Here is a 13,018-nt window from a genome sequence, read left to right as displayed (position 1 = left end):
CGTAGGTTAAGCGCTAGCGGTTCTACGACCCCAAACGTAGAAGGGCGTCCGCCCGTTGTTGATGTTTTTCAGGATGTAGGGTAGATTACAATGCGAGATCAGCTATGTGTAATCGAGTGGATGCTCTTTTGATGCATAGGTCGTAGCGGACGCTACGACCAGAGGGAGGTTTGAAATTTGAAATTGGTAGAGTATCTGTAGGTAATGAATACATGCATTACGTTACATTTGGTCCAGCACTTGGAGTTGATTTTTCTGCTGGAACTTCACATGGTATTCATCAAAATAGAGATGTTAACAGACAATTTGATTTTGAAACCTTAAAAGGTTGGGGAAGTTCAAGTAATTATGCAATAGGTGCAGTAGATATTTCAACGGGAAGAAATAATATCTTTAGTACTCCATTTCTTCCAAATTGGATTAGTAATAAAGCTAAACCTTCTTATTACTCAAAGGGTTTTGGTGGGTCTATTGGTTTGCCTTTAGGATACACTTATGGTTTTGATTATACATGGACTTTTTAATTTACTTTGACTATGAAATTTGGTATTAAGAATATGTTGTTTTATTTTTTACTTTTTTCAATACATGCTGTTTGTTATAGTTGTGTTAGTAAAAGTTCGTTATGTGAAGAAACTAGTAGAGCGATTAATGAAAAGATAGATGGAGTAGTAATTGATGCATCACTTAATGAGTTCAATCATGCTAAGATAATGTTGTATTCTAATGGGTATGATACATTGAGTTCTTGGCTTTTTGTAAATGAAAGATCGCACGTGTTTAGCCAATTACAAGCTGGTGATAGTATTCTCAAAAGAAAGGGTTCCTTAGATTTTTATTGGATTAGAGATGGTAATAAGAGTTATGAAAGGTTGGATTATGGATGCAATGATCATGTGAAAAAGAGAGTTGTAAACTGAGGATACTTATCTAGGCGTAGATTTAATCTACGCCTTTTGTATTTTGTTCTGTGCAGTCTTGGAGCTTTTGCAAAGCGTCTGGTTACAGGGCAAGTGATTTTGTATTTTGTTCTGGGTAGGGAGCGCATTTAGCCTTTTGCGGTACAAGGCGTAACTTTGATCCGCTCATAGGTTGCCCTGCTGTCAAAGCCAATCAAAATACTATAACCCAACTATCGATTGACTGTACTTTGATATCATAATGAGCTTGCGCAAGGTCAGGCACGTCCTTGTGCAAGAAGGGAGGCGCCCTTGCGCAAGACAGAAGCCATGCTTGCGCAAGCAGCACAAAAGGTATCGGTTAACTTGTGGTGTTTATCATGTACTAGATCACCACCTTATGCGAGGGGCTCGTGATATATTCTGGTGAGTTCGATGACAAGAGCCTCATCCCGATCAGACAGGGTCAAGGCTGTGAATACTGGTATAATTAAAACCTGAAATTAAGCATATAGAAGAGGATTGGTATTCATTATTAATCGAACTCAGGCTATTTGGGATCAGTCTGTAAAGTTGGAGGTTAAACTCGGCAGACAGATTCGATATTTTTTACTCCAATCATTCAAATGTAACCTCAAGGACTTATAAGAGATGGTTATTCACGAAAAACAATAATGAATTTCGAACCATGAATCATGAATCACGAAGTAATCCTCGATCTCTATCTCTCCCCAGAAACACGAAGTGATCTGCTATTTGTAATATGGGGAAAGTTAAAACCAAACTGATGTGAAAAGAAAAAGCTCGGCAAAACCGAGCTTTTTTTCAATAGTTAATCTAGTCTGTCTTATTCTTTGGCCGATGAGATGATGTTCATATTCTCTACTCTACTCTGAATACTCGTAAAAGTGCCATCCATGGCAGCCAGTCTTTTTAGGTGGTGAAGACTATCAGGGTCTACATTCTGCATCATCTGGCTTACCACTTTCTTTCCATCTACCGATGCGTTGTATGCCTCTATATAATTCTTTGATACTTTGTAGTTGTATTTGGTGCTATATACACAATTGTAAAGGTGTAGTTCAGAAAGTGTCGTCTCGCCCGTAGCATTATACACATCTCTGCTTCTTTTGAACTCCAACATAGCCAAATCCTCTTCTCCTAATATATAGTGAGATAGTCCAATCATATCATGCAGCTCCCAGTTGTCTTCACTAATCTCTGATAGATCCTTTAATTCAAAATTCAAGATCACAGCTAGTTGATTCGCTTGTTTTACATCTACCTCCAGGTCAAGCTCTAAAAGTGAGTCGGCTACTATTTTTCCTACTTTCATGGCATTGCTAATCAGCTGACTCTGGGCACGATTTACTAGAATCTTAGACCCGTTGTCCTGAAATTTCAGTGCATTTTGAACATCACTAATCGTACTGTTGAGTAATCCTGGATTTTCCTGTAGTGTTTGAATAGTTCCCCCTTCTAGTTTTTTTTCTAGATATTCATTTCTGATGATTGCGAGATAAGCATAGGCCTTTGGTATCTCTTTGCCTTTCATCAGGTACATATCATTATGAACGGCTTGATTGAGGAGTGAAAGTGCCTCTCTGTGTCTGCCTTCATTAAATGCTATTTCTCCATTGGTGAAGTCGGCACTCTGTGCGTGACTCATGCTTGCGCATGCGATTAAGAGTAGTGTATATACACCATTAGTAATTATGCTTTTCATGCTGCTAACTGTTTAAGCCTAAATATTTTGGGATAATATTTAGTTTCTATTAACAATATGTTATTAGATGTTAATAAAAGCAAAAATTAACTGTAAAAAAGCATATAAAATAATGTGATTACCTACCTATTAAGAGAATTACCTATACAATAGGTGGTTCCCTCTAGGTAAATACTTAAGATAGATTGTAAGGCTAGCAGCGATCAAAGACTCCATCCAACAGTAGTCTGTACTACATAGTCACTTGTGCTTATAGATTCAATATTGGGATCACTGTCGTAGTTGAGCGTGTACCCCATACCAATGTAGAAGTCCTTCGGTAAGTCAAATTTCACATTCACATTGAAATTCAGTCTGTTTCGTCCCCAATCGGTAATGCTAGGGAAGTAGTTGAGAGAACTAACGATACTGACATCTTTGAGTCCAAAGGCATTGAGCTCAGCATTGACAAAGCCCTCTGTAGTTGCTGTGTTATCTGTCATGGCTTCTGCTTGGTAGCGTTCGTCGTTGATCGCCGCACCTGTAGAGATATTGAGATACATTTTGTGATTTCGGATGGGATAGTAGCCCAGTCCCAAAGTGTACGTGCTTCTTAGGTCCATGAGCATTTCGTCAGATTTTAGAAAGTCAGCACCTGTAATGCCAAACCAAGAGTTGGTCAAGAAGACCCTTACATTTCCGCCATAGTTGTGCCGCCTTTTCCTAACTCTGACAGAGTCATTTGCATCGATGGCATTGTCTACAAAGTTGAAGTATAGGTCGGGGTTTATTTTAGTTGATAAGTAAGAAGCGGTTCCTCTTAGGGTGAGCTGGTCATTATTTGCTGCCTTTGAGTGTGTGTATCCACCATCAATAGACAAGCTCATTCTATCCCAAAAAACCTTGCTAATGGAGTTCAAATAAACAACTTCTATAGTAGGCACTACTACAGTGATACTATCATTTCCAGTGATAGTAGCTAGACTGTCTTCTATAGATATGGTACCGGAAATGCTCTTCCCATTTCGGACTTGAATAATGTAGGTGTCATTGGTCTGAAGTCTTTTGATCGATTTCCAATCAATCTTAAAATTTGACTTGCTATATGATGTGCCATAGATTAACACTCCTTTGTCGAATGATTTAACATCACCTACTATGGTGTCGTCGTTGTTCAGTGTGAGTATGTCTTGTGCATGATTATTGAAAAATGTAAATAAGAGTATTCCTAATAGAATAAAACGCTGCATGTAAAAATTGATTTTTATTAAAATGTAAACAATAAGAGTAAGGATTGAGTGGTTGGAGGTGGGTTGGTAGGGCTAGAAACTCCAGCCAAATACCGACTGAAATACATAGTCGAATTTAGAAACATCCTCTCCAGGTTTGTTGTCGTAGTTGAGGGTCGCACTAGCACCTACGTAGAAATCCAGGGGAAGGTCGTATTTCACATTAAAATTGTATACTGTTCTAAAACGATTTTCCTTAGATAAACTAGGATAAAGTTGAAGCTTCGTGTAAAATGTGAAGTCATCATAACCATATGCATTGAACTCTAGTTCGGCAAAGCCTTCTAAAGATTGAGAATAATCATCACCATCTTTGAATTTTTCGGTGTTGGAAGCAACCCCTACTGAAGAGTATAAAAACACGAGGTGATTTCTTACGAGTATTTTACCGATACCTATTTGGTTAGTGGATCGTAAGGCTAGGTTTTGCTCATCACTCTGCAGTAGATCCGTAGCACTAGATATAAACCAGCTCTTGTTCAGGAATACTCTGATGTTGCTACCAGTATTGTTTCGTACTGTTTTGATGATCGTTGTATCTTCTTCTACTCTGTTGTCCAGTAGCTTGATATAGCCCTGTGCATTCAGTGCGGTGTTGGTATAGCTAAAATCTCCATTGATCGTAAGTTGCTTTGTGCTGCTAGCTTTGGTGATCGAGTACCCACCATCAATACTCGCTTTAACTTTATCCCAAAAACCATCTTCGGTTAACTTTAAATATACGATATCTTCTATTTTGGCAAATAATCTGGATCCCTCCACAGGTGATATTATGAGATACTGGGGGTTGTATTCATCCATGTTGATGGTTCCCTTGATGCGGTAGCGAGAGCTCAACATGATGATAAAATCCGCAGAGGTGTTGAGTCCTTTTACATTGCTCCACTCAACCTTGAAGTCGCTATCACTGTAATCAGTCTCGATGCTGAGCACCCCTAGTTCCATGCCTTTAATTTCACCAATCAACACTTGATTGTTGCTCATGGTCACCGTATCTCTATTGTGAGCCTGGATACCAAAGGATATAAATAAAAATAGTACAACTAAAAGGCTCCTCAATGCTTCAGATGTTTGTTTTCTGTAGTTTGAGGGCAAATATATTATAAATTAAGCTGATTGCGACAGGATTAGTTTAGTACACGTACCTCTATTCTTCTATTGAGTTCTCGTCCATTGACTTCATCGTCATTAGAGGCCAGAGGTTCTGTAGGGCCATAGCCTTTTGTGATTAGTCTATTGGTTGCGATCCCTTGCTTTACTAAGTATGCCTTTACCGATTCCGCTCTGGCTAGGGATAAGTCCATGTTACTCTGTAGCGTACCTGTATTGTCAGTGTGACCTCCTATTTCAACATTGAGACTTTTGTTTTTGTTGAGCATGAGATAGAGTTCTTTGAGGACAGGGTAGGACTCTTGTGTCAACTGCGCCGAATGAACATCGAAATAGATGTTTCGAAGCATGGCTTTTTCTCCCGCTCTAAATTTGCTACCGAGCATCTCCATTCGCTCATATTTTTGCTCAGATTTCTTGTCATAGAGCGTTTTAAAATCAGTTTCTTCTACGTGCTCTGGGATATCAATTCTAAAGTTTTGTTCGAATGATTTACTATGCTCTGGATGCTCAGATTTAAAAGTCTCTGTATGAGCCAGCTGGTTGCCTACATAGATGAGCCCTTTGAAATTCTCATTGGTGAAGATTTCCGTTTCGTAGTGCCCATTTTGATCGGTATGTGTTCTAAAAGTCTCGTCATCATTGTTGATTGGCTTAAGGTCAATTCGAGCATTCGCTACGGGACTACCATCTGCACTGTTAAAAACCGTCCCTTCTACCAAAACTTTGCCTTGTTTGTGGAAGTAATAGATGTCAAAGCCTCCTTTGCCATGCAACCTATCAGAACTCATAAAGCCTGATATGTCATCTTCATTCATCTGGAAGTTGATTTCATCATTGATTGTATTGATAGGGAAGCCCAGATTGACAGGCGTGCCCCAGCCGTAGCTGCCTTCATTCCATGTCGACATGAAAATGTCGTACCCCCCGATAGATTCTGGATTGTTAGAGCTGAAATAGAGCGTTTTGCCATCATGTGATAAAAAGGGACTGTCTTCATCATACTGTGAATTGACTAAACCAGGCACTGCCACAGGAGATGACCAGCTTTGTCTGGCAGGATCATAGATACTTTGGTATAGATCCAAGTCGCCATTGTCTGTTTTTGAAGAGAAGTAGATAACCGTCTCCGCATCATTGATGAAAAAGTGAGATTGGATGTTGGCTGAACCTAGTCGCGAATCAAATATGATAGGTTTTGACCAGCTGTTCTTGATTGGTTGGCTGAAATATAGTTGACTCTTACCTGCTTCTGTTTTGTATAGGAAAAGTCTGCCGTCATTGTTGACTACTTCAATTTTTGCATTCTTCTCGGTAAAAGTTCCTAGCGCATCAATCGAGGTGGGAGTGTCCCAAGACTCACCCGTTTTGACGCAATGAAAGACAGAATGAGTCGTCGGTTTTTTATAGTCTGTGCCTTCATGAGCATAATCTCTCGAAGAGATAAACAGTAACTCACTATGCCCAGAGAAGAACGCAGGGGATAAATCATCGTATGCTGAGTTAATAGGAGAACCTAGGTTCACGACCTCAAACTCGTTAGGAGAAAGGTAAAATTCTTGCGCTTTGACAGTCTCTTTTAGTCGTTGTTTCGTCTCTACGGTGATTTCTTTGGTTTTATAGATATCTAAATCTAGAAAGGCTTGAAAATGCTTCTCAGCAATATCAAACTCATAGCGGTTGTAATGTATACGGCCTAGCCAGTAGTTATAGAACTTGTCTGTTTTTCCTTCATTGGCTTCATATTCTTTGAGAGAGTCCAAGTTTTCGCTCGTGCCTGCCGTGAGTTGGTAAGCTACATACTTGTGATACTGAACATAGTGATTGCGAGGGTAGTTGTCTAGTATGTCACTGTACAACTCTAATGCTTTGACAAAGTCTTCCTGAAAGAAATAATAATCAGCTTGTTCTATTAGTTTCTTTTTGCTCAGTTTTTTCTCAGATATACTTTGCGCAAAAGTTACTTGACTAGCCAGTAATAATATCCAAAATATATGCTTCATCTAATATCTTCTCAAATGGTTGAAAGTCAAAACTAGTGAAGACAATTTATAATCATCTGTATGAATTCTATCAAACACTAGTATTTAAGCGTATTGCTTAATGGAATTAAGAGAAAATCTTAACTCTTATCTAAGTGAAAATACACATAAACAAGGAAAGCTTTCCTTGTTTAAATAAATAATTACAACTATTTAGTTTAACAATCTGTATTATAACGGTTTATGACTTTTCAATAGTCGCAAGATAATCATCAAAAGTACTCAGTTTATCTGCGTAAGATTTACCATCTTTCAGGTCTATGATACGGTTCGCAACAGTCTGAACAAACTCATGGTCATGAGAGGTAAATAGAATGGTGCCAGGAAAGTCTTTCAGCGCGTTGTTGAGTGACTGAATCGACTCTAAGTCCAAATGGTTGGTAGGTTCGTCAAGGATCAAAACGTTGCCCTCGTTTAGCATCATTTTGGAGAGCATACATCTCACTTTTTCACCTCCAGAGAGTACACTTGCTTTTTTGAAGGTTTCCTCTCCAGAAAAAAGCATCTTGCCCAAGAACCCTCTGATGAATACTTCGTCTTTCTCCCCTGTAGAATACTCTCTCAACCAATCGATGAGATTTTCATCCGTCTTAAAAAACTCTTCGTTTTCATTCGGGAGGTAGGTGGTGGTGATCGTCTGGCCGAATTTGAAGGTGCCGCTATCAGCTTTAGCTTCTTCCATGAAGACTTTGAATAAGTTGGTGATGGCCAAACTATCGTCTGCTAGGAAAGCAATTTTGTCTCCCTTATTCACAAAGAGATCAAAGTCAGTAAACAGCGGCTTTCCAGATACCGATTTGCTCAATCCTTTTACTTCTAAGATTTGATCACCAGCTTCTCTATTTTGGTTGAATATGATGGCTGGGTATCGTCTCGATGAAGGTTGAATCTCATCAATGTTGATTTTGTCTAAAAGTTTCTTTCTCGAAGTGGCTTGTTTGGATTTGGCAGCATTGGCACTAAATCGAGCAATGAAATCCTGCAATTCCTTTTTGCGCTCCTCGGCCTTCTTGTTGACAGAGCTACGCTGAGTCAGTGCCAACTGACTAGATTGGTACCAGAAACTATAGTTACCAGTGAATATTTTGATTGCACTGAAGTCGATATCTGCTACATGAGTACATACTGTATCTAAGAAGTGTCTATCATGCGAGACAACGATTACAGTGTTTTTGAAATCCAAAAGAAAGTCTTCTAGCCAAGAGATCGTATGAAGATCCAGGTCGTTGGTCGGCTCATCCAAAATCAAAAGATCTGGGTTGCCGAATAGTGCTTGAGCGAGTAGTACTCTTACTTTTTGGCTACCATTGAGTTCCTTGAGTTGTTGATAATGGTCATCTTCTTTGATCCCCAGACCACTTAGCAAACTGGCTGCATCGGGTTCAGCATTCCAACCATCCATCTCTGCAAACTTCTCTTCTAGCTCTGAAGTACGAATGCCATCCGCTTCGCTAAAATCAGGTTTAGCATACAGCGCATCTTTTTCCTGCATGATCGCCCATAGTTCCGTATGACCTCTCATTACCGTATTGATAACAGTCTCTTCATCAAACTCAAAGTGATTTTGTTTCAATACCGCCATGCGTTTGCCCGGATCCAATACGACGCTACCTGTATTAGGCTGTATCTCGCCAGAAAGAATCTTTAGAAAGGTAGACTTGCCCGCGCCATTGGCACCAATCACACCGTAGCAGTTGTTGCCCGTGAACTTGATGTTTACTTCGTCAAAAAGAATTCTTTTACCGTATTGGAGAGAGATGTTGTTTGCTGAAATCATAGACCTAATTATTTGAAGGCGCAAAGATAGAAGAATCATTAGTCTATCGAAACAATAGAACCATTACTTATGTACTTGGTTTGGGTTTATCTTGTTTTCTTTGGGCTATGAAAGTAGCCGTAATAGGGGGGGGAGCAGCAGGGTTCTTTGCTGCATTGTCATGCAAAGCGCATCACCCAGGTGCGACCGTGGAGATACTGGAGGCGTCAGGTAAGACGCTATCCAAAGTAAAAGTGTCTGGAGGCGGACGGTGCAATGTCACCAACGGCTGTGAATCCAATGCGGAGTTTCTCAAGTACTACCCCAGAGGGGCCAAGTATCTCAAGAAGACTTTTTCACACTTTGATAGGCAAAGTACTATCGACTGGTTCGAGTCACGAGGTGTGTCTCTCAAAACAGAGTCTGATGGACGTATGTTTCCGATTACAGATGATTCTCAAACGATTATTGATTGTCTGAGAACGCAGTGTAGTCAACTGGGAATAGTAGTAAGGCAGAACCATCGAATTACACAACTGATCTCTGGTGAGGATGACTTTAGACTCGTTACAAAAGACGGTGAGACAACCTACAGCCATGTCATCGTCGCGTCTGGCGGGAGTCCCAAAAAGGAATCTTATGTTTGGCTCGAACAACTAGGGCATCATATCTTAGACCCTGTGCCGTCGCTATTCACTTTTAACATCCCCAATGAACGAAAACTGATACAGCTCCCAGGGACGGGGCTATCCAAAGCAACTGTTAAGATCCAAGGAACTAAACTGGTAGTCTCTGGGCCGCTGTTGATAACTCACTGGGGGATGAGCGGGCCAGCCGTGCTAAAGCTGTCGGCATGGGGTGCTCGATCGTTGTACGATCGCCAGTATGATTTTAGCATACAGGTCAACTGGACTAGTTGGGATAACGAGGAGCAGGTCAGGGAGCAACTCCAGTCGTCTCTCGCCAGTTTTGAGAAGAAACTCGTGGTGAATGTCAACCCGTTTGAACTACCGAAGCGTCTTTGGATTTATCTATTGGATCGCGTAGAGATAGAGGAGACCAAACGATGGAACGAGCTTGGTAAAAAGGAAAGAAACCGTCTGATCAATGTACTTTGCAACGATACCTATTCAGTTCAAGGCAAAACGACCTTCAAAGAAGAGTTCGTGACCTGTGGTGGTGTGGACAATGCAGATGTAGACTTTAACACCATGAAAAGCCGAAAAGTACCGGGGCTGTATTTTGCAGGAGAAGTGCTGAATGTCGATGGGATCACTGGTGGGTTCAATTTTCAGGCAGCATGGAGTACAGGTTTCGTGGCGGGAAAATTAGGAGAGTAGCTCTTTACTAAACCCCAAGGTCTCAATCATCCGAATAAACTCTGGCTGTAGACACGCACTGACAGAGATACGTTTGTCTAGTGCATAGTGATGAAAGGAGATGTTTTTGGCATGCAGTAGCATGGTGTTCATGTTCCATTTTTCTAAGAACAGCTTGTTCTGCTTGTTGCAGCCAATGGGTCTGTCTCCGATGATGGGATGGAAGATGTGTGCCAAATGCTTTCGGATCTGATGCATGCGGCCTGTTTCGGGGTACACTTCGACCAGTGAATAGCGAGACGTCTGATGTTTGCCGAAGGGTACATCAATCTCACTACGGTCTAGCGTTCGGTAGCGTGTGATTGCTTCTTGAAGTTTTCCTTTGTCGTTCGTTAGTGCGTAATCGATACAGCCTTCATCCTCTGTGTATCCTCTGACGATTGCCCAGTAGGTTTTGGTTATTGCTAGTTTTTCAAATTCCTGTCTCACAGCTTTTAAGGCTTCTTGAGTTAAAGCGAATACCAAAGCTCCGCTGGTTTTTCTATCCAACCGGTGTGCGGGATAAACGTGTCTATTGAGCTGGTTACGTAGCTCTTGAAGCGCAAAATGGTTGGTGTTGGCCGCCATTTTGCTGCGATGTACCAACAATCCGTGAGGTTTGTTTATGATCACATAATCTTCGTCCTGATATAGGATTTCAAGTTTCGGAGCTGTCTCTGTTTCGTTCACGGTTCGAAGTTAGGGTATATATCCTTTTCGTTGAGTCTTGCCTTTTATAGTTCCATACAAATTTATATTTTACCTCACCAAACTAACACTGACAATTTATTATGTTTCGACCTTTACTCTTTCTTTTTGCCCTCCAATCAATACTATGCTTTTCTACATATGGTCAAATCCTAAATGTCAATAAAATGGATGTAACCTCTGATTCGTCGAATTACTTTTACGGTGGGTTTGATTTTTTCTTTGAGGCAGATAACAGAAGTCCGACTCCTGACGAATCGGCAAAACTAATGACGATAGAGTCAGCACTCGATGTAGCCTATGTGTCTAAGAAACATGCCTACTTCCAGAGTGGGGAACTGAACTATTATCGCGCTACTGGAGACCCCATTATCAGTACGGGGTATCTACACTTTAGAGCTAATTTTCTTCGAAAGAGAAGGCTATCCTACGAGTTGTTCTTACAGTCTTCCTTTGATGCCAGTCGTAGATTGGATTCTAGGCATTTAGCTGGAGTCGGGATTAAATATCGCTTCTTTGATTTTGATGGGTTTGAGTTAGATATGGGTACGGGGATATTGAATGAGTATGAGAGATGGGAGACCTTTGATGCAGTGAGTGAAGTCGTGAATATAGATCTCTGGAAATCATCCACTTATATAAAATCTAATTTGGATGTGTCAGAAAGTGCTACGCTGAGTTTTATCACTTTCTATCAGGTAGGGTATGATGGGGATATAAATGCCTTCAGAAATAGAGTTAGTGCAGAGTTACAATTAGCCTTTGAGATAACGGAGCATTTTTCGTTTGTAGCTGAAGGGATGGTTCACTACGAAGATAAACCAGTCATAGATATCAATAAAACCGTATACGGGATCAGCAATGGCGTGCGCTATGTTTTTTAATTGCTGCCCGATAGCTTTTGGGGTTTAGTCTGCCTTCGTGTTCCGCTACGGCGGACGAGCTTTTTGAATTTTGGATCGAAGTGGATTGAGCGATTAGAAAGATAATAGCTTGTGAGCTAGTCCTGAAAGCGATTTATTGGTCAGAGTTGGTGTTAAAACTATGGACTTTAGTCTTGATTCGGAATGTAGAGAATTTCATTCTCCTCTAAACCTATAGTGCTTTCAGCCAATAGTGGTCTAGTTAATATCCTAAATCTGCTTTTACTTTGTTTGATTTTAGTCCTAGCCCATGAGTTTTCTATAATATTGCGCCCGCAATGAAACACCTCTCTATGTTAGATAAGACCCAAGCGAACCCTGTATTATGGGCATCTTTGGGGGCAGTATTTATGGTATTTGCTTGGTCGGGATGGATTATTTTGTCCCGAGCGGGGGTTCAGTCGAGTCTAACCCCCTCAGACATCACGATGATTCGCTATGGTACGGCTACTTTGTTTGCTTTGCCGTTTTCGCTGCGCTATGATTGGAAGAAAGTCACACTGTGGAAAGCAGTAGTCGTCTCGCTAGGGTGTGGATTTCCTTATACGATGTTCTCGTTTTACGGCTTGATGAGCATCAAAGCAGCCAATGCTGGTGTGATTGTCAATGGTTTGCTCCCTGTGTTTGGCGTTATTCTGGCCTTTTTAGTTTTGGGTGAACGTACGACTAAGCGTAGGTTGTTCGCTATTGGCTTGATACTAATTGCTAACCTCATTATGATGGGGCACCCTCAGGCTGTTCGGGACAATTGGTTTGGTTGGTTGATGCTGATCGGTGCGTCTCTCGTGTTCTCAAGTTATATGTTTCTTGGAAAGCGATATGGTTTTACCTCCAAAGACGCGTTAGCATTTTTGCCGATTATCAATGCCGTATTATTCCTACCAATCTGGTGGATGTCTGATAGTGGTATATCTAGCACGCCTATAAGTACTATTGTTTTGCAAGCTGGCTATCAGGGAATACTGGTTAGTATCGTAACGTTGCTCATTACATTTTATGCGCTGAAGCACATTGGCGCCATGAATTTGTCTATCTACTTTTCATTTGTGCCGTTTGTGACGGCTATCTTGGCTTGGCCAATTCTACATGAACATTTGAGCCTTTCTGAAATCGTAGGGATTGTAGTCTGTTCCGTCGGCCTATTCTTCTATGCTAAAAAGTAGGAGAGGCCTTGTAGAGAAAGCGTAACGTTGCTTGTGATGGTTTTGTCATATAAAAAACACGCATG

General features: G+C 40.8%; 11 protein-coding genes. 5 read left to right on the top strand and 6 right to left on the bottom strand.

The annotated features are described in order from the left end of the window. Positions 1–170: 170 nt before the first annotated feature. Both BGP76_RS06310 and BGP76_RS06305 read left to right on the top strand, forming a co-directional pair. Positions 171–524 carry a hypothetical protein gene (locus BGP76_RS06310; protein ID WP_147407392.1) on the top strand — a complete coding sequence of 118 codons (354 nt, stop codon included), beginning with the start codon at positions 171–173 and terminating at the stop codon, positions 522–524. 12 nt (positions 525–536) lie between these two features. Then, on the top strand, positions 537–920 hold the full coding sequence (locus BGP76_RS06305; protein ID WP_073125778.1) for a hypothetical protein: 384 nt from the start codon (positions 537–539) through the stop codon (positions 918–920). 826 nt (positions 921–1,746) lie between these two features. Here the strand turns inward: BGP76_RS06305 and BGP76_RS06300 are convergent. The 5 genes from BGP76_RS06300 to BGP76_RS06280 all read right to left on the bottom strand — a co-directional run bounded on the left by BGP76_RS06300 (position 1,747) and on the right by BGP76_RS06280 (position 8,822). Next, the gene (locus tag BGP76_RS06300) at positions 1,747–2,625 is read right to left on the bottom strand and encodes a hypothetical protein (RefSeq protein ID WP_147407391.1); all 879 of its coding nucleotides are present in this window, start codon (positions 2,623–2,625) and stop codon (positions 1,747–1,749) included. Between the two features lie 203 nt (positions 2,626–2,828). Further along, positions 2,829–3,854, bottom strand: a complete 1,026-nt coding sequence (locus BGP76_RS06295; protein ID WP_073118277.1) for a DUF481 domain-containing protein — start codon at positions 3,852–3,854, stop codon at positions 2,829–2,831. A 72-nt stretch (positions 3,855–3,926) separates the two neighbouring features. Further along, positions 3,927–4,877: a DUF481 domain-containing protein gene (locus BGP76_RS06290; RefSeq protein WP_119844003.1), complete on the bottom strand. Its 951-nt coding sequence runs from the start codon at positions 4,875–4,877 to the stop codon at positions 3,927–3,929. A gap of 143 nt (positions 4,878–5,020) precedes the next feature. Further along, the gene (locus BGP76_RS06285; protein ID WP_119844002.1) at positions 5,021–7,006 is read right to left on the bottom strand and encodes an OmpA family protein; all 1,986 of its coding nucleotides are present in this window, start codon (positions 7,004–7,006) and stop codon (positions 5,021–5,023) included. 220 nt (positions 7,007–7,226) lie between these two features. Further along, a complete protein-coding gene (locus BGP76_RS06280; RefSeq protein WP_073118283.1) occupies positions 7,227–8,822 on the bottom strand; it encodes an ABC-F family ATP-binding cassette domain-containing protein in 1,596 nt (531 codons plus the stop codon). A 107-nt stretch (positions 8,823–8,929) separates the two neighbouring features. Between BGP76_RS06280 and BGP76_RS06275 the strand changes: the two genes are divergently transcribed. Continuing rightward, complete coding sequence (locus tag BGP76_RS06275; RefSeq protein ID WP_119844001.1) at positions 8,930–10,141, top strand: NAD(P)/FAD-dependent oxidoreductase; 1,212 nt, start codon at positions 8,930–8,932, stop codon at positions 10,139–10,141. Here the strand turns inward: BGP76_RS06275 and BGP76_RS06270 are convergent. After that, a complete protein-coding gene (locus BGP76_RS06270; protein WP_119844000.1) occupies positions 10,130–10,849 on the bottom strand; it encodes a pseudouridine synthase in 720 nt (239 codons plus the stop codon). The genes BGP76_RS06275 and BGP76_RS06270 overlap by 12 nt on opposite strands. A gap of 185 nt (positions 10,850–11,034) precedes the next feature. On the opposite strand from BGP76_RS06270, the gene BGP76_RS06265 reads away from it, so the two are divergent. Together BGP76_RS06265 and BGP76_RS06260 are read left to right on the top strand one after the other, a co-directional pair. Then, on the top strand, positions 11,035–11,751 hold the full coding sequence (locus BGP76_RS06265) for a DUF481 domain-containing protein (protein WP_158584102.1): 717 nt from the start codon (positions 11,035–11,037) through the stop codon (positions 11,749–11,751). Between the two features lie 332 nt (positions 11,752–12,083). After that, the gene (locus BGP76_RS06260) at positions 12,084–12,953 is read left to right on the top strand and encodes a DMT family transporter (protein ID WP_073118291.1); all 870 of its coding nucleotides are present in this window, start codon (positions 12,084–12,086) and stop codon (positions 12,951–12,953) included. Positions 12,954–13,018: the final 65 nt, after the last annotated feature.

The sequence above is a fragment of the Reichenbachiella sp. MSK19-1 genome, assembly GCF_003590315.1.
GTDB lineage: Bacteria > Bacteroidota > Bacteroidia > Cytophagales > Cyclobacteriaceae > Reichenbachiella > Reichenbachiella agariperforans.
The sequence above is the reverse complement of the archived record's forward strand: the minus strand, read 5'-3'. Positions and strand labels throughout refer to the sequence as shown.